At 67.3% G+C, this 16468-nt stretch carries 15 protein-coding genes; 9 read left to right on the plus strand and 6 right to left on the minus strand.

Annotated features, from left to right (window positions below):
• Positions 1 to 21 precede the first annotated feature (21 nt).
• From sciP to recG, 4 genes are all read left to right on the plus strand, one after another.
• Positions 22 to 306, plus strand: coding sequence for a CtrA inhibitor SciP (gene sciP, locus ACTZWU_RS12480; protein ID WP_444737687.1), 285 nt, complete (start codon positions 22 to 24; stop codon positions 304 to 306).
• A gap of 91 nt (positions 307 to 397) precedes the next feature.
• Entirely contained in the window at positions 398 to 1108 is a 711-nt protein-coding gene (gene ctrA, locus ACTZWU_RS12485; protein WP_444737688.1) for a response regulator transcription factor CtrA, read from the plus strand.
• 118 nt (positions 1109 to 1226) lie between these two features.
• Positions 1227 to 3476 (plus strand): NAD-dependent DNA ligase LigA, encoded by a 2250-nt coding sequence (gene ligA, locus ACTZWU_RS12490; RefSeq protein ID WP_444737689.1) that lies wholly within the window; start codon positions 1227 to 1229, stop codon positions 3474 to 3476.
• Positions 3449 to 5572, plus strand: a complete 2124-nt coding sequence (recG, locus tag ACTZWU_RS12495) for an ATP-dependent DNA helicase RecG (protein WP_444737690.1) — start codon at positions 3449 to 3451, stop codon at positions 5570 to 5572. Before ligA ends, recG begins: the two co-directional genes overlap by 28 nt.
• A 310-nt stretch (positions 5573 to 5882) precedes the next feature.
• Here recG and ACTZWU_RS12500 read toward each other — a convergent pair whose 3' ends face one another.
• Positions 5883 to 6326, minus strand: a complete 444-nt coding sequence (locus ACTZWU_RS12500) for an iron-sulfur cluster assembly scaffold protein (protein ID WP_444737691.1) — start codon at positions 6324 to 6326, stop codon at positions 5883 to 5885.
• 74 nt (positions 6327 to 6400) lie between these two features.
• Between ACTZWU_RS12500 and hisI the strand changes: the two genes are divergently transcribed.
• The gene (gene hisI / locus ACTZWU_RS12505) at positions 6401 to 6757 is read left to right on the plus strand and encodes a phosphoribosyl-AMP cyclohydrolase (RefSeq protein WP_444737692.1); all 357 of its coding nucleotides are present in this window, start codon (positions 6401 to 6403) and stop codon (positions 6755 to 6757) included.
• A 58-nt stretch (positions 6758 to 6815) separates the two neighbouring features.
• Here the strand turns inward: hisI and gluQRS are convergent, their stop codons facing one another.
• The 5 genes from gluQRS to ACTZWU_RS12530 form a co-directional block, all read right to left on the minus strand.
• Positions 6816 to 7667, minus strand: a complete 852-nt coding sequence (gluQRS, locus tag ACTZWU_RS12510) for a tRNA glutamyl-Q(34) synthetase GluQRS (RefSeq protein ID WP_444737693.1) — start codon at positions 7665 to 7667, stop codon at positions 6816 to 6818.
• Positions 7649 to 8986 carry a methylenetetrahydrofolate--tRNA-(uracil(54)-C(5))-methyltransferase (FADH(2)-oxidizing) TrmFO gene (gene trmFO / locus ACTZWU_RS12515; protein WP_444737694.1) on the minus strand — a complete coding sequence of 446 codons (1338 nt, stop codon included), beginning with the start codon at positions 8984 to 8986 and terminating at the stop codon, positions 7649 to 7651. The genes gluQRS and trmFO overlap by 19 nt, the downstream gene beginning before the upstream one ends.
• Positions 8987 to 9087: 101 nt before the next feature.
• Positions 9088 to 9693, minus strand: a complete 606-nt coding sequence (locus tag ACTZWU_RS12520) for a 50S ribosomal protein L25/general stress protein Ctc (protein WP_444737695.1) — start codon at positions 9691 to 9693, stop codon at positions 9088 to 9090.
• 112 nt (positions 9694 to 9805) lie between these two features.
• Entirely contained in the window at positions 9806 to 10972 is a 1167-nt protein-coding gene (locus ACTZWU_RS12525; RefSeq protein WP_444737696.1) for an alpha-hydroxy acid oxidase, read from the minus strand.
• A gap of 56 nt (positions 10973 to 11028) precedes the next feature.
• Complete coding sequence (locus ACTZWU_RS12530) at positions 11029 to 11295, minus strand: hypothetical protein (RefSeq protein ID WP_444737697.1); 267 nt, start codon at positions 11293 to 11295, stop codon at positions 11029 to 11031.
• Between the two features lie 77 nt (positions 11296 to 11372).
• On the opposite strand from ACTZWU_RS12530, the gene ACTZWU_RS12535 reads away from it, so the two are divergent.
• The 4 genes from ACTZWU_RS12535 (at position 11373) to ACTZWU_RS12550 (ending at position 16467) form a co-directional block, all read left to right on the plus strand.
• Positions 11373 to 11960, plus strand: coding sequence for a TetR/AcrR family transcriptional regulator (locus ACTZWU_RS12535; RefSeq protein WP_444737698.1), 588 nt, complete (start codon positions 11373 to 11375; stop codon positions 11958 to 11960).
• Between the two features lie 54 nt (positions 11961 to 12014).
• On the plus strand, positions 12015 to 13922 hold the full coding sequence (gene dnaG / locus ACTZWU_RS12540; protein ID WP_444737699.1) for a DNA primase: 1908 nt from the start codon (positions 12015 to 12017) through the stop codon (positions 13920 to 13922).
• Positions 13923 to 14072: 150 nt separating this feature from the next.
• Positions 14073 to 16052 carry an RNA polymerase sigma factor RpoD gene (gene rpoD / locus ACTZWU_RS12545; RefSeq protein ID WP_444737700.1) on the plus strand — a complete coding sequence of 660 codons (1980 nt, stop codon included), beginning with the start codon at positions 14073 to 14075 and terminating at the stop codon, positions 16050 to 16052.
• Entirely contained in the window at positions 16042 to 16467 is a 426-nt protein-coding gene (locus ACTZWU_RS12550; RefSeq protein WP_444737701.1) for a BLUF domain-containing protein, read from the plus strand. The genes rpoD and ACTZWU_RS12550 overlap by 11 nt, the downstream gene beginning before the upstream one ends.
• The last annotated feature ends 1 nt before the right edge of the window (position 16468 follow it).

Consider the following 16468-nt stretch of genomic DNA (forward strand, 5'->3'; position numbering starts at 1 on the left):
ATGGAACCAAGGACGGGTTGAATGTTCGTGAAAAAGAGCTCTGGGCCGAGGACCGCGACCTTGCCTGATGGACGTATTCTGACGATGGCCGACTTGCCGCCCTCTGACACGCGATGGGTCGCCAGCCGCAAGGAGGTCGTCGTGCTGGCCATCCGCCACGGCCTGATCACCCGCGACGAGGCTTTGCGCCGCTATGGCCTGTCGGATGAAGAACTGGACGCGTGGGAACAAGCCGTGGCCAAACACGGCCGCAAGGCGCTGAAAGTGACCTCCTTGCAGAGGTTCAGACAACCAAAGGTTGATTAATGCGGCCAACCGGTTGCATGGTAACGGCATATTAACCTGTTGGCGCGATGGTCGGGCAAGGACCACGGCGAATCGAAGGATTATATTGGCCATGCGTATTCTTCTGGTTGAGGACGATCCCAGCACCGCGCGCGCGATCGAATTGATGCTGACGGCAGCCAGCTACAATGTGTTCCGCACCGATATGGGCGAGGAGGGCATCGACCTTGCCAAGCTCTATGATTACGATTTGATCCTCCTGGATCTGGACCTGCCTGACATGCACGGGATGGAGGTTCTGCGCCATCTGCGACTGGCGCGGATCGACACGCCGATCCTGATCCTGACCGGCTCGGACGACACCGAAAGCAAGCTGCGCGGCTTCGGCTTTGGCGCCGACGACTACATGACCAAGCCCTTCAACCGCGAGGAATTGCAGGCCCGGATCCAGGCGATCATCCGCCGTTCCAAGGGGCACAGCCAGGCGCTGATCCGCACCGGCGAGATCACCGTGAACCTCGACGCACGCTCGGTCGAGGTGGCGGGGAGGCCCGTGAACCTGACCGGCAAGGAATACCAGATCCTCGAGCTTCTGAGCCTGCGCAAGGGCACGACCCTCACCAAGGAGATGTTCCTGAACCACCTTTACGGCGGCATGGACGAGCCCGAACTGAAGATTATCGACGTCTTCATCTGCAAGCTTCGCAAGAAGCTGACCGAGGCGCTTGGCGGCGAGAATTACATCGAGACCGTCTGGGGCCGCGGCTACGTCCTGCGCGATCCCGGCCCCGCCCAGGAAGAGCGTCTGGCGCTTGGCGCCTGAACCCTGACCGGGGCGACGGGCCGCGCCGGGGCGGGCTGGAACTTGTGCGCGGCTTCGGCGATACCCAAGGCGTATCGCGCGGCCCTGCCGGGCCGCGACAGACGCGGCGAGGGATGGCATGATGCAAAGTGACGGCAAGGCAGGGGCGGATCGGCAGGCGGCGATGGCCGAGATCGCGGATCTGGTGGCGCGCGTCTCGGCTGCGGACCGCGCCTATCACGCCGAGGATGCGCCTTTCATCCCGGATGCGGAATATGACGCGCTCAAGCGGCGGCTACAGGCGCTCGAGGATCTAAACCCGGACCTCGCGCGCTCCGACAGCCCCACCCGTCGCGTCGGCGCCGCGCCCGCCGAAGGCTTCGGCAAGGTCACGCATGCGCAGCGCATGATGTCGCTGGCCAACGGGTTCGAACGCGAGGACGTCACCGATTTCATCGCCCGCATCCGCAGTTTCCTGAACCTAGGAGCGGATCAGCCCTTGGCCCTAACGGCCGAACCCAAGATCGACGGCCTCTCGCTGTCGCTGCGCTACGAAGGCGGCGTTCTGGTCCAGGCGGCAACGCGGGGCGATGGGGTGGTGGGCGAGAATGTCACCGCGAACGCGATGACCATCGCCGACATTCCGCAGCGGCTGGACGGCGCGCCCGAGATCCTAGAGGTCCGGGGCGAGGTCTACATGTCGCACGAGGATTTCGCGGCCCTCAACGCCTCGGGCGAGGGGAAAGTCTTTGCCAATCCGCGCAATGCGGCGGCCGGATCGCTGCGCCAGATCGACCCTGCGGTGACGGCGCGCAGGCCGCTGCGTTATTTCGCCTATGGCTGGGGCGCGCTGTCCGAACCCTTGGCCCTGACGCAGTTCGATGCGGTCGCGCGGTTGGCCGAGCTGGGCTTTCAGACCAACCCGCTGATGCGGCGTTGCGACGATGCCGAGGGCCTGATCGAGACCTGGGCCGCGATCGAGAAGCAGCGCGCCAGCCTCGGCTATGACATCGATGGCGTGGTCTACAAGGTCGATGACCTGTCCTATCAGGCGCGGCTGGGCTTTCGCGCGACCACGCCGCGTTGGGCGCTGGCCCACAAGTTCCCGGCCGAGACCGCCTGGACGCGCCTTGAGCGGATCGAGATTCAGGTGGGTCGCACGGGCGCGCTCTCGCCGGTCGCACGGCTGGCGCCGGTCACGGTGGGCGGGGTGGTCGTCTCGAACGCGACGCTTCACAACGAGGATTACATCGCCGGCCGCGACAGCACGGGCGCCGCGATCCGCGAGGGCCGCGACATCCGCGAGGGCGATTGGGTGCAGGTCTATCGGGCGGGGGACGTGATCCCCAAGATCGCCGATGTCGATCTGTCGCGCCGGGCGGCTGACGCGGTGCCCTTCGCCTTTCCGACCCATTGCCCCGAATGCGGGGCCGAGGCGATCCGCGAGCCGGGCGATTCCGTGCGCCGCTGCACCGGCGGGCTGACCTGCCCGGCCCAAGCGGTCGAGAAGCTGAAGCATTTCGTCAGCCGCGCCGCCTTTGACATCGACGGCCTCGGCGCCAAGCAGATCGAGATGTTCTTTACCGATCCCGCCCTGCCGATCCGCGAACCCGCCCACATCTTCACGCTTGCCGAACGCGACGCTGCGGGTCTGGCGCGCCTGAAAAACCGCGAGGGGTTTGGCGAGCGTTCGGTGGAAAAACTTTTCAGCGCGATCGAGGAAAAGCGCCGCATTCCGCTGGCGCGCCTGATTTTCGCCCTTGGCATCCGGCATGTGGGCGAGGTCGCCTCGGCCACGCTGGCACGGCATTACGGCAGTTGGGACGCGCTGGCCGGGGCGCTGGACCGCGCCGCCCCTGCCGCCGAGCGCCATGTCCAGGCCGAGGAGGCTGTCGCCCGTGAACGCGCCGACGCCGCCACACAAGGCCGCCGCGCGAGGCTGAAGGAGACGCGCGACCGGATCTGGGCCGAAGCGCCCGATCCCGGCGCTGAGGCCCGCGCGGCCTGGGCCGATCTGGTCGGCATCGACGGGATCGGCGAGGTTCTGGCGGGCTCGCTGGTCACTGCCTTCGCACAGGAGGCCGAGCGCGGGGGCATCGACAGGCTGCTGGCTCAGATCACTCCGTTGGATGTCGAGGCCGCGCCCGAGGCGCAGACCGAGATCACCGGCAAGACGCTGGTCTTCACCGGCACGCTGGAACGCATGACCCGCGCCGAGGCCAAGGCCCGGGCCGAGGCGATGGGCGCCAAGGTCGCAGGCTCGGTCAGTGCGCGCACCGATCTGCTGATCGCGGGCCCCGGCGCCGGGTCCAAGGCCGCCAAGGCCTCGGAACTGGGGGTCACGGTGATCGACGAGGATGAATGGCTTCGCATCGCGGGGGCCGGATGACCGAAAGCAAGGGCCGCCCGCCCGCCTTGTTCCCGCTTTTCGCGGGGATCGAGACGCTGCCGGGGATCGGCCCCAAGGCCCGCGCCGCGCTGGAGCAGATGGGCGTCACTCGCCCGCGCGATCTGGTGATGACCCTGCCCACCGGCGGGATCGCCCGCAGGCGGATCGCGCGGATCGCCGATGCCCGCCCGCCCGAGATCGTGACCCTGACCCTGACCGTCTCGCGCCACCACGCCCCCACCGCGCGCAACCGCCCCTGGCGGGTGCATTGCAGCGATGACGAGGGCGGGGACGTGACGCTGGTCTTCTTCCGCGCGCGGGGCGACTGGATCGCCTCGCAACTGCCGGTCGGCGCACGGCGTCTGGTCAGCGGCAAGACTGAGCTGTTCGACGGCCTGGCCCAGATGATCCATCCCGACCATATCCTGCCCGAGGGTGACCCGCCCCCCGCGGGGTTCGAGCCGGTCTATCCACTGTCCGCCGGGCTGACGCAGAAGATGATGGCCCGGGGGGTCGAAGCGGCGCTGACGCGGCTGCCCGACTTTGCCGAATGGATCGATCCGCAGCTTGTCGCGGCGCGCGGCTGGCCCGGCATGGCTGCCGCGCTGGATCAGGCGCATCATCCGGCCTCGGCGCGTGATCTGTCGCCCGATGTGCCTTGTCGTGCGCGGCTGGCCTATGACGAGTTTCTGGCCCATCAGATGACACTGGCGCTGGTCCGGCGCGAGAAAAGGCGGCTGCGCGGGCGGCCCAGTGCCGGGGATGGGGGGCTGCGGGCGCGGGTTCTGGCCGGGCTGCCCTGGCCTCCGACCGGGGCGCAGTCGCGCGCGGTGGCCGAGATCGCGGCTGACATGGCCAGCGACCGGCGCATGAACCGGCTGCTTCAGGGCGATGTCGGCGCGGGCAAGACGCTGGTCGCGCTGCTGGCCGCGCTGGTCGCGGTCGAGGCCGGGGGCCAGGCCGTGCTGATGGCCCCGACAGAAATTCTGGCCCGTCAGCATGCCCGCGCGCTGGAGCCTTTGGCCCGGCTGGCGGGCGTGCGGCTGGCCGCGCTGACCGGCCGCGACAAGGGCGAGGCGCGGGCCATGATCCTGACCGATCTGGCCGAGGGGCGGATCGACATTCTGGTCGGCACGCATGCCGTCTTTCAGAAGGACGTGGCCTTTGCCGATCTGCGGCTGGCGATCATCGACGAACAGCACCGTTTCGGCGTGGCGCAGCGGCTTGAGCTTTCGGCCAAGGGGCACGAGCCGCCCGATATGCTGATCATGACCGCGACGCCCATCCCGCGATCGCTGGCGCTGTCGCAATATGGCGATCTCGACCTGTCGGTGCTGGACGAAAAGCCCCCGGGGCGGCAGCCGATCACCACGGTGATGATCGGCGATCACCGGCTGGACGAGGTCGTGGCCCGGTTGGACAGCGCGATGGAAAAAGGCGCGCGCGCCTATTGGGTCTGTCCTCTGGTCGATGAAAGCGAGGTCAGCGATCTAACCGCCGCCGAGGCGCGATTCACCGCCTTGCGCGCCCGGTTCGGGGAACGCGTCCGGATGGTGCATGGCCAGATGCCCGCCGATCAGCGCGACGCGGCGATGGCCGATTTCGCCTCGGGGCGGGCGCAGCTTCTGGTCGCCACCACCGTCATCGAGGTGGGTGTGGACGTGCCCGAGGCCACGATCATGGTGATCGAGCGCGCCGAAAGCTTCGGTCTGGCGCAGCTGCATCAGCTGCGTGGCCGGGTCGGGCGGGGGCAGGGGGCCTCGACCTGCCTCTTGATGTATCACGCGCCGCTGAACGAGACCGGGACGCGCCGCCTGACCACACTGCGCGACACCGAGGACGGGTTCCGCATCGCCGAGGTCGATCTGGAGATGCGCGGCGCGGGCGATGTGATCGGCACCGCGCAATCTGGCCTGCCGCGCTTCCGGATCGGGGACCTGGAACATCAGGCCGGGCTGATGGCCGTTGCCCAGACCGATGCGCGCGCCCTGCTGGAACGCGACCCGGATCTGAGCAGCCCGCGCGGGCAGGCGGTGCGGATGCTGATGTGGCTGATGCAGCAGGATCAGGCCTTTCGGCTGATCTCGGTCGGGTAAAACGGATGTTCTTAAAAAGTTCTTTACCGAATCGGATGAATATGGGAACAAAGCAGCAACAGAGAGGAGTTGCTGCCATGACCCGTGAATTTCTGTCCGACATCATCGGTGTGACCGCCCTGGCCGTGATCACCACCGTCGTCTTGTGGTTGCCCGCGATCCTGCAACCCTGACGCCGCGCCTGCCGTATTCTGCCCCGCGTTGCCCTTGACCGTTCGCCTGTGCGGTCGATTGATCCCCGAAGCACGCGCAACTTGACCGGCCCGTTTTCGCGGGCCGGTTTTTTCATGGCATGACGATGGGCGGCGTGTCAGGCAGCCTTTGCCGCCTGGTCCATCGCGTCCAGCGTCGCCTCCCATGCCAGCAGGATCGAGGCATGGCGGTTGGGATAGGCACGAGCCGGGGTCAGGGCCTCCAGCGCGTCGAAGGGGGCGGCGGGGGGCGGGGCGTCGTCCTTCAGCATGGCGCGCAGGGCGTCGCGCGCTGCGGCGATTTCCGCGCGGTCGCAGCCGATCACCGCCTGCCCCAGAACCGAGGCCGAGGCCTGACCAAGCGCGCAGGCCCGTACCTCTTGCGCGAATTCCGCGATCCGGCCTTCGGAGAGGCGCAGCTGCACGCTGACCGACGATCCGCAATGCGGCGCGCGGCGTGTCGCCTCGGCCTGCGGGTCGGTCAGGCGTCCCAGATGCGGAATGACCGTCGTGAGGGCCAGGATCCGGCGCGAATAGAGCTGCATGAGGTCGCTGTCGGACATGGTTCTTTCCTTGGGTTCTTCCGCGGGCCGGATGCTTTCGTTAGATAGGAGGCCGGTCCGTGAAAGGAAACAGGATGTTCAACCCTCTCAGCCTCAAATATGATGCAGCCGGTCTGGTTCCCGCCATCGCGCAGGATGCCGCATCGGGCGAGGTTCTGATGATGGCCTGGATGAACGCCGAATCGGTGGCCCGCACGCTGGAGACGGGGCGCGTGACCTATTGGTCGCGGTCGCGGCAGGGGTTCTGGGTCAAGGGCGAAAGCTCGGGGCATGTGCAGGAATTGGTCGAGATGCGGGTGGATTGCGACCGCGACTGTCTGCTGGTGCTGGTACGGCAGGCGGGGCCGGCCTGTCACACGAACCGGCGGTCGTGCTTCTACACGGCGATCCGCGATGGCGCCGAAGTCGAGATCATGGTGCCGATGGCGTAGGGGGGCGCTGCCCCCCGCCCCGCGGGCTCCCCCCGGGATATTTGGACCAAGGCAAAGGTCACAGGCCGACCATGCGGCGGATGTCGTCCGGCATGGCGCCCGCCTCGCGGTAATGGCGCAGCGCGCGGGCATCGTCGCGCTTGGCGAGGCGCTTGCCCGCATCGTCGCGGATCAGGCGGTGATGCAGGTAGCCGGGCGTCGGCAGGTCCAGAAGGCGTTGCAGCAGGATATGGATGAAGGTCGCCTGCAAGAGATCCCGCCCACGGGTGACGAGCGTGATGCCCTGCGCCGCATCATCGACCACGACCGCGAGGTGGTAGGATGTTCCCATGCCGCGCCGGGACAGGATCACGTCTCCGATCGTGGCGGCGAATTCGCGGGCGGTCAGTCCGTGGTCGCGGTCAGGTTCGGTCGCCTGATCGCGGAAGGCGAGCCCGTCGAGCCCGAGTGTTGCGAAGGCGCGCGCCGTGTCCAGGCGGATGACGTCGTCCGGTCCGGCCTGATCGTGGCGGCGGTGGCGGCAGGTGCCGGGATAGATCAGGCCGTCGGGGCCTGCGGGCGGCGCGCCCTCTTGCGGGGCCGAGAGCGCGGCGCGGATATCGGCGCGGCGGCAGCGGCAGGGATAGGTCAGCGCTGACAGGCGGTCCAGCGCCTGTTGATAGGCGGGCAGGCGGTCCGACTGGCGCATCACCGGTTGCGGCCAGTCGAGGCCCAGCCAGGCGAGATCCTCGAAGATCGCCGTCTCGAATTCCGGGCGGCATCGGTCGCGGTCGATATCCTCGATCCTCAGGTGAAAGCGGCCATGCGCCGCCGCCGTCAGGGCCGAGAAGGCGTGACCCAGATGCAGAAGCCCTGTTGGCGAGGGGGCAAAGCGCGTGACCGCGCCGGGTTCTACTGCGCGGCCAGCCATGCGCCGAAATCGTCCTTGGCGCGCTGCGTATAGGCCGGGTAGCGGTCCTTGCGGCCACGCCTGCCGCTGCGCGCCTCGGGCAAGGGCGGAAAGAGGCCGAAATTCACGTTCATCGGCTGGAAGGTCTTGGCCTCGGCGCCGCCGGTGATGTGGTTGACCAGCGCGCCCATCGCCGTGGTGGCGGGCGGCGGCGGTAGGTCGCGTCCAAGCGCCTGGGCTGCGGCCATGCGTCCGGCCAGAAGGCCCATCGCGGCGCTTTCGACATAGCCCTCGACCCCGGTGACCTGGCCTGCAAACCGCAGATGCGGCGCAAGGCGCAGGCGCATCCGGTCGTCAAGCAGCGTGGGCGAATTGAGGAAGCTGTTGCGGTGGATGCCGCCGAGCCGGGCAAAGCTGGCATCCTGCAGGCCGGGGATCATCCGGAACACCTGGGTCTGGGCGCCGTATTTCATCTTGGTCTGGAAGCCCACGATATTATAGAGCGTTCCCAGTGCGTTGTCGCGCCGGAGCTGGACAACCGCATAGGGTTTGTCGGTGGGCTTGTGGGCGTTGGTCAGGCCGACGGGTTTCATCGGGCCGTGGCGCAGCGTCTCGCGGCCGCGTTCAGCCATCACCTCGATGGGCAGGCAGCCGTCGAAATAGCCCGCGGTTTCGCCCTCGTGGAACTCTGTCTTGTCGGCGGCCAGAAGGGCGTCGATGAAGGCCTCGTATTCGGGCTTGGTCATCGGGCAGTTGATATAGGCCTTCTGCTCGGCCAGCGTCTCGCCCTTGTCATAGCGCGACTGTTCCCAGGCGATCGACATGTCGATGGTTTCGGCATGGACGATGGGCGCGATGGCGTCGAAGAAGGCCAGCGCCTCGGTGCCGGTGACGGCGCGGATCGCATGGGCCAGCGCGTCCGAGGTCAAGGGGCCGGTCGCCACGATCCAGTTGCCGTGGTCGGGCAGTTCGGTGATCTCGCCGGGCTGGATCGTGACCAGCGGCTCGGCGCGCAGGGTCTCGGTCACGGCGGCCGAGAAGGCGTCGCGGTCCACGGCCAGCGCGCCGCCTGCGGGCAGGCGGTGGCGGGCGGCCATCTGCATGATCAGCCCGTCTGCCGCGCGCATTTCCCAATGCAGCTGTCCGACCGCGTTCATCACGTCGTCATCCGAGCGGAAGCTGTTCGAGCAGACCATTTCCGCGCAATCGCCGGTGCGGTGCGCGAAGGTGCCTTTGGTCGGGCGCATCTCGTGCAGCACGACGGGCACGCCCGCGCGGGTGATCTGCCATGCGGCTTCCGATCCGGCGAGGCCGGCGCCGATGATGTGGACGGGTTCCATGCGTGTCTCCATGCGAGCGGGCTAGCAAAGGCTGCGCTGAATGGAAAGGGGCGGCGCCCATGGCACCGCCCCCTGTCTGATGCGACCGAAGCGCGCGGAGATTATTCCGCAGCTTCCTCGGCTTCGTCCGAACGCAGCGCCGAGGGGGCTGCGATGTTCGCGATGACGAAGTTGCGGTCGATGGTGGGCTTCGCGCCTTCGGGCAGCTTCACGTCCTCGATGTGGATCGTGGCGCCGACATCCAGGCCTTCCAGGTCGACGGTGATGTGATCGGGGATGTCACCCGCGGTCACCATCAGCTCGACCTCGGCGCGGACGGTCACCAGCGTGCCGCCGCGCTTGAGGCCGGGGCACTTGTCTTGGTTGATGAACTCGACCGGGATGAACAGGTTCACCTTCGAGGTGCGGCGCAGGCGCATGAAGTCGATGTGGATCGGCAGATCCTTGACGACATCGCGCTGGACGCCACGGCAGACGACGCGCACGTCATCCTGGCCTTCGACCTTCAGGTTCCACAGCGTGGACATGAAGCGGCCCGCGCGCAGCGTGGTCAGCAGCTTGTTGAAGTCGAACTGGATCGACACGGGGTCCTTGTTGTCCCCATAGACGATGCCGGGCACCTTGCCTGCGCGGCGAGCTTGGCGGGCGGCTCCCTTGCCTGTCCCCGCGCGCGGCTCGGCCACCAGATCCGGGATCTCTTTGGCCATGATCATATTCCTTATCCGTTGTTGGTGTCGCCATCCTCCAGGGTGCATGACGACAAGTCGTGGCCCTTATCGCAGGACGGCCCGGATGTGAAGTCCCTTTCGGCCGGGTTGGTCAGGCACCGTATTCGGTCTCGAAGCCCTGCGGCACCAGCAGGTTGTGCCGGCCAAGGGCTGCCACGTCGCGTTCGCCGCAAAGCGCCATCGTCGTGTCCAGTTCCTTGCGGATGATCTCCAGCGCGCGGGTGACGCCGGGCTGGCCCATCGCGCCCAGACCGTGCAGCCAGGCGCGCCCGATCCATGCCGCATCCGCGCCCATGGCCAGCGCCTTCAGCACGTCCTGTCCTGACCGGATGCCGCTATCCATGTGGATCTCGACCCGGTCGCCAACCGCGCGCACGATATGGGGCAGCATGCGGATCGAGGACAGCGCCCCGTCCAGCTGGCGCCCGCCATGGTTGCTGACCACGATGGCGTCCGCCCCGAAATCGGCGGCGATGCGGGCATCCTCGGGGTCCAGGATGCCCTTGAGGATCAGCTTGCCGCCCCACATGTCGCGGATCGCGGCGATCTTGTCCCAGTCCAGCCGCTCGTCGAATTGCTCGGCCGTCCAGCTCATCAATGAGCGCGTGTCGCCCACGCCCTTGGCATGGCCCACGATGTTGCCAAAGCCGCGCCGTTTCGTCTGCAGCATCTTCAGACCCCACCGCCAGCGCGTGGCCAGATCCAGCATCACCGGCAACGTCATCTTGGGCGGGGCCGACAGGCCGTTCTTCAGATCCTTGTGGCGCTGGCCCAAGATCTGAAGGTCTAGCGTCAGGACCAGCGCGCTGCACCTGGCGGCCTTGGCGCGTTCGATGATCGCGGCCAGAAAATCCTGATCCTTCATCACGTAAAGCTGGAACATGAAGGGTTTGGTCGTGTGTTCCGCCACGTCCTCGATGGAACAGATCGACATGGTGGACAGGCAGAAGGGCACGCCGAAATCCGCGGCGGCACAGGCGGCCAGGATCTCACCATCGGCATGCTGCATCCCGGTCAGCCCGACCGGCGCCAGCCCCACCGGCATCGAAACCGGCAGGCCCACCATCTGCCCGGCCAGTGTGCGGTTCGACATGTCCACGGCCACCTTCTGGCGCAGGCGCAGCCGCGCGAAATCGGTGCAGTTCTCGCGAAAGGTCTGTTCGGTATAGCTGCCCGATTCCGCGTAATCGTAGAACATTTTAGGCGCCCGCGCGCGGTGCAGCGCCTTGAGGTCGTCGATGCAGGTGATGGCGGGCATGAGGCTCTCCGAAGGTCTGGTCAGTTTTCCTTACCAGTTGACGCGGCCCCGCGCAATCATTCGCCCCGCAACCGGTCGCGCAGGCCGGGCTCGATCACCGGCCCGCCAAGGCTGGCCGCGCGGCGGCGCAGGGCCTCGGCCCGCGACAGGGCGGCGGCCTCGGTTCGGGCGGCGCCGTCGGGGGTGGCGGCGGGGGCGGCATGGGCGGGCAGTGCGGGTTCGGCCAGCACCTCGGCTGTGGGCAGAAGCCGGGGATAGGCGTCCCGGTCCGCGCAGGCGGCGGTCAGGGCGGCAAGGCACAGGGGCAGGGCGCGCAGGATCATGGCGCAACCCTAATCCCGTGCCAAAGTCGCGGCAATGGCGGCTTTTCGCGGCGGCGGGCGGGCGCTATGAACGGCCCATGGCCCGCACACAAGGTTCCCGCGCCGAGATCACCGGCCCCCTGCTTCGCGACGAAGCCCGCCGCCTGTTCGCGCGGCAGGGCTATGCGGCCGTGTCCATGCGCCAGATTGCGGCGGCGGTGGGCGTGCAGGCTGGCGCGCTTTACGCCTATACGCCCGACAAGCAGGCGCTGCTGCATGATCTGCTGGAAAGCCACATGCAGGACCTGCTGGACGCCTGGTCCGACGATCCGGCCGAGGGTCCGCTGGCAAGGCTGGAACGCTTCGTGCGCTTCCATATCGGCTTCAGCATCGACCACCCCGATTCGGTGTTTCTGTCCTACATGGAGCTTCGCAACCTCACGCCCGAGAATTTCGCCCGCATCGCGGCCCTGCGCGGGCAATACGAGGCCATCCTTGAGCGCATCCTGCGTGAAGGCGTGGCGGCGGGCGTCATGCGGATCGAGGATGCCAAGCTGACTACGCTGGCACTGATTGCCATGCTGACCGGCGTGACGAACTGGTACCGGGAAGGCGGCCGGCTGGACCGCGACCGGATCGTGCAGATCTATTGGGGCCTTGCGCGCGGGGCGGTGGGGGCCGCATAGGGTCTGACCGATCGCCCGCTTGCCGGGCCGCGCCTCATGCCGGATAATCACGCCATGTCCCTGCCCCCCGGCTTCCTCGACGAGATTCGCAACCGCGTCCCGATCAGCCGCGTGATCGGTCGCAAGGTGACGTGGGATCTGCGCAAGTCGAACCAGGCGCGTGGCGATTGGTGGGCGCCCTGTCCGTTCCATCAGGAAAAATCCGCCAGCTTCCATTGCGACGACCAGAAGGGGTTCTATTACTGCTTCGGCTGTCACGCCAAGGGCGACGCGGTCAGCTTCCTGCGCGACCATGATGGGCTGGACTTCATGGATGCGGTCAAGCTGCTGGCCGCCGAGGCGGGGCTTGCCATGCCCGAACCCGACCCCCGCGCCCGCGAAAGGACCGACCGCCGCAAGACGCTGCTGGACGTGACCGAGGCCGCCTGCCGCTGGTTCCGCCTGCAGCTTCAGACGGGCGCCGCCGCTGAGGCGCGCGATTACCTGGCCCGGCGCGGGCTGGATGCCCCCGCGCTCGAGCGGTTCGAGATCGGCTTTGCACCCGATCAACGCACCGCCCTGACCGCCGCCCTGCGCGAAAAGGGCTTCCCCGAGGATCAGATCGTCGAGGCCGGCATGTCCGCGCGGCCCGACGGCGGCGGCGCGGCCTATGACCGGTTCCGGGGGCGCATCATCTTTCCGATCCGCGACGGGCAGGGCCGCTGCATCGGCTTCGGTGGCCGCGCGATGGACCCGAATGCGCGGGCGAAATACCTCAACAGCCCGGAAACGCCTTTGTTCGACAAGGGCCGCAACCTCTACAACCTCGGCCCGGCCCGCTCGGCGGTGGCCAAGGGTCAGCGCCTGATCGTGGCCGAGGGCTATATGGACGTCATCGCCCTGGCCCGCGCCGGGTTCGAGGGCGCCGTGGCCCCTCTGGGCACCGCCATCACCGAGGAACAGCTGCGCCTGATGTGGCGCGTCTCGCCCGAGCCGGTGATCGCGCTTGATGGCGACGCGGCGGGCCAGCGCGCGGCGCAGCGCCTGATCGACCTGGCGCTGCCGCTGACCGGTCCGGGACAGGCCCTGCGCTTTGTCATGCTGCCTTCCGGTCAGGACCCGGACGACCTGATCAAGGCGGCGGGGCCGGGCGCGATGGGCGCGCTTCTGGATCAGGCGCGGCCTCTGGTCGATTTGCTCTGGTCGCGCGAGACCGAGGGGCAGGTCTTTGACAGCCCCGAACGCAAGGCCGCGCTGGACCGGCGGCTGGCCGAGGCTATCGGGCGCATCCCGGACGAGCTGACCCGCAACCACTACCAGCAGGAAATCCGCGACAAACGGTGGGCGCTGTTCGGCGCGGCCCGGCAATCCGCGTCGGGTCGGGGCGCGGCCGGGCGCAGCCCGGCCCGTCGCCAAGGGGCCTCGATGGCCCCGCGGGCGACGCATACGCCCGTTCCGGTGGCCGTGCCCGAACGCGGCGCCGACCTGCTCGAAGGTGCGGCGCTGCTGATCTGCGCCCTGCGACCCGCCTGCATCCCTCCGGTCGAGTCGCGGCTGGAGCGGCTGATGCCGCGCGATCCCGACCGCGCCGCCCTGCTGCACGATCTGCTGACGCAAGGCAGCACTCCGCAAGGCGCGCGTTGCCTTGACAGGCTCAGGCGCGATTCCCATCTGGGGCTGACCCCGACCGTCATCGAACAGCAGCAGGACGAGGCCGCATCCGCCATTCTGGGCAATCTTCTCGACCGGCTCGAGGCCGACCGCGCCGCGCAATCGGAACTGGCACGCGCCGAATCCGAGATCCAGGGCGAGGCCGACGAGGGGCTGACCTGGCGCATCAGCCAGATCGCCCGGGCCCGCCACCGCGCCGAACGCCCCGAGATCGAGACAACGGGCGATCTGAACGAGGACCGCGACGCGCTTGCGGCGCAGCTGTCCGACTGGCTCTCGGGTCAGATCTGGCGCAAGCCGCCGCGCCGCTGAGGGCCGCCGCCCGCCGCTCGCGCAGCTTTGCGAATCATCATCAGGGGCCGGTCTTTGATTCGGCCTCGAAGCAGGCTAGATATCTTGGTCTCAAGCGCCGATTCGGTTTCCTCGCGAATCGCTGCCAGACCGCTGAAAAGGGAGCCGTTGATGGCCGCCAAGGACGACGATCACGACAAGACCGAACGCGACGACAACGCCCATACGCTGGACATGAGCCAGGCGGCGGTCAAGCGCATGATCGCCGAGGCCCGCGAGCGGGGCTACATCACCTATGATCAGCTGAACACCGTCCTGCCGCCCGAGCAGGTCAGTTCCGAGCAGATCGAGGACGTGATGTCGATGCTCTCGGAAATGGGCATCAACGTGATCGAGGACGAAGACGGTGCCGAGGAATCCGAGGGCGGCGCGGTCGCCGTGACCGGTTCCGGCTCGCGCGAGGTCGCCGTCGCCGCGACCGAGACCGAAAAGCTGGACCGCACCGACGACCCCGTGCGGATGTATCTGCGTGAGATGGGCAGCGTCGAATTGCTGTCGCGCGAGGGCGAGATCGCCATCGCCAAACGCATCGAGGCCGGTCGCAACACGATGATCGCGGGTCTCTGTGAAAGCCCGCTGACCTTCAAGGCCATCACCATGTGGCGCGAGGAGCTTCTGGACGAAGAGATCCTGCTGCGCGACGTGATCGACCTGGAAACCACGTTCGGCCAGTCACTCGACGGCGAGGGCGATGATGCCGACGAGGAAGAACTGACCCCCGAGGCCGAATCCGGCACGACCGCCCAGAAGCGCGAGGAATTCGACGCCGACGGCAACCCTCTGCGCAACGACGACGAGGATGAGGACGAAGAGGGTCAGAACCTGTCGCTGGCCGCGATGGAGGCCAGCCTCAAGCCCAAGGTCCTCGAGACGCTGGAAGCCATCGCACTGAACTACGAGCGTCTGGCCGACATGCAGGATCAGCGCATGTCCGCGACGCTGAACGAAGATAACAGCTTCTCGGCCACCGCCGAGACCGATTATCAGGTCCTGCGTTCCGAAATCGTGGTTCTGGTCAACTCGCTTCACCTGAACAACAGCCGGATCGAGGCGCTGGTCGATCAGCTTTACGGCATCAACCGCCGCATCGTGACCATCGATTCCGGCATGGTGAAGCTGGCAGATGCCGCCCGCATCAACCGCCGCGAATTCATCGACGCCTATCGCGGCAGCGAACTGGACCCGACCTGGATCGATCGCATGTCCGCTCAGGCCGGTCGCGGCTGGCAGGCCCTGTTCGACCGTTCGCGCGATCAGGTCGAGAAGCTGCGCGGCGACATGGCCGAGGTCGGCCAATATGTCGGCGTCGATATCGAGGAATTCCGCCGCATCGTGGCTCAGGTCCAGCGTGGCGAGAAAGAGGCCCGTCAGGCGAAAAAGGAAATGGTCGAGGCGAACCTGCGCCTGGTCATCTCGATTGCCAAGAAATACACGAACCGCGGCCTGCAATTCCTTGATCTCATTCAGGAAGGCAATATCGGCCTGATGAAGGCCGTGGACAAGTTCGAATACCGCCGCGGCTACAAGTTCTCGACCTATGCGACCTGGTGGATCCGGCAGGCGATCACGCGATCCATCGCCGATCAGGCGCGCACGATCCGCATTCCGGTCCACATGATCGAGACGATCAACAAGCTGGTGCGCACCGGCCGCCAGATGCTACACGAGATCGGCCGCGAACCGACGCCCGAGGAACTGGCCGAAAAGCTCCAGATGCCGCTGGAAAAGGTCCGCAAGGTGATGAAGATCGCCAAGGAGCCGATCAGCCTCGAAACCCCGATTGGGGACGAGGAAGACAGCCAGCTTGGCGATTTCATCGAGGACAAGAACGCCGTCCTGCCGCTGGACAGCGCGATCCAGGAAAACCTCAAGGAGACCACGACCCGCGTTCTGGCCAGCCTGACCCCGCGCGAGGAACGCGTGCTGCGGATGCGCTTTGGCATCGGCATGAACACCGACCACACGCTGGAAGAGGTCGGCCAGCAATTCAGCGTCACCCGCGAACGCATCCGCCAGATCGAGGCCAAGGCATTGCGCAAGCTCAAGCACCCGTCGCGGAGCAGGAAGCTGCGGTCCTTCCTTGACCAATAGGCTGGGCGGACTGAACGGACTGTCATTCCTGCTATACCGCAGCAATGCCGCGCCCGGGCTGAACGATGACGACATGCGCGCCATCCTCGACTCGGCGCGGGGCCGCAACCGCAGGCTGGACCTGACAGGCTGTCTGCACCACGAGGCTGGGCTGTTCTTTCAATGGCTTGAAGGCCCGGCCCCGGCCCTGCGCGAGGTGATGGCCTTGCTGATGCGCGACCGTCGCCACGATCAGGTGCAGATCCTGTCCGCGGGTGGGCTGGAGCATCGGCTGTTTCGCAACTGGACGATGCGCTATTCGGACCGCGATCAGGTTTCGCTGATGGATTGGTTCGCACGCTCGGGCAGCTCGACCGTCAATCCCGGCGATTACGCGGGCGGGGTGGCCAGCTTTCTGCGGATGCTGCCCGGCTAGT

The organism is Paracoccus sp. NSM, from assembly GCF_052379855.1.
In the GTDB taxonomy this organism is placed as follows: domain Bacteria; phylum Pseudomonadota; class Alphaproteobacteria; order Rhodobacterales; family Rhodobacteraceae; genus Paracoccus.

Excerpts from the sequence above, each read along its gene's own strand:
- sciP (WP_444737687.1), top strand. The coding sequence starts at position 22 with ATGTTCGTGAAAAAGAGCTCTGGGCCGAGGACCGCGACCTTGCCTGAT.
- ctrA (WP_444737688.1), top strand. The coding sequence starts at position 398 with ATGCGTATTCTTCTGGTTGAGGACGATCCCAGCACCGCGCGCGCGATC.
- ligA (WP_444737689.1), top strand. The coding sequence starts at position 1,227 with ATGATGCAAAGTGACGGCAAGGCAGGGGCGGATCGGCAGGCGGCGATG.
- recG (WP_444737690.1), top strand. The coding sequence starts at position 3,449 with ATGGCTTCGCATCGCGGGGGCCGGATGACCGAAAGCAAGGGCCGCCCG.
- ACTZWU_RS12500 (WP_444737691.1), bottom strand. The coding sequence starts at position 6,326 with ATGTCCGACAGCGACCTCATGCAGCTCTATTCGCGCCGGATCCTGGCC.
- hisI (WP_444737692.1), top strand. The coding sequence starts at position 6,401 with ATGTTCAACCCTCTCAGCCTCAAATATGATGCAGCCGGTCTGGTTCCC.
- gluQRS (WP_444737693.1), bottom strand. The coding sequence starts at position 7,667 with ATGGCTGGCCGCGCAGTAGAACCCGGCGCGGTCACGCGCTTTGCCCCC.
- trmFO (WP_444737694.1), bottom strand. The coding sequence starts at position 8,986 with ATGGAACCCGTCCACATCATCGGCGCCGGCCTCGCCGGATCGGAAGCC.
- ACTZWU_RS12520 (WP_444737695.1), bottom strand. The coding sequence starts at position 9,693 with ATGGCCAAAGAGATCCCGGATCTGGTGGCCGAGCCGCGCGCGGGGACA.
- ACTZWU_RS12525 (WP_444737696.1), bottom strand. The coding sequence starts at position 10,972 with ATGCCCGCCATCACCTGCATCGACGACCTCAAGGCGCTGCACCGCGCG.
- ACTZWU_RS12530 (WP_444737697.1), bottom strand. The coding sequence starts at position 11,295 with ATGATCCTGCGCGCCCTGCCCCTGTGCCTTGCCGCCCTGACCGCCGCC.
- ACTZWU_RS12535 (WP_444737698.1), top strand. The coding sequence starts at position 11,373 with ATGGCCCGCACACAAGGTTCCCGCGCCGAGATCACCGGCCCCCTGCTT.
- dnaG (WP_444737699.1), top strand. The coding sequence starts at position 12,015 with ATGTCCCTGCCCCCCGGCTTCCTCGACGAGATTCGCAACCGCGTCCCG.
- rpoD (WP_444737700.1), top strand. The coding sequence starts at position 14,073 with ATGGCCGCCAAGGACGACGATCACGACAAGACCGAACGCGACGACAAC.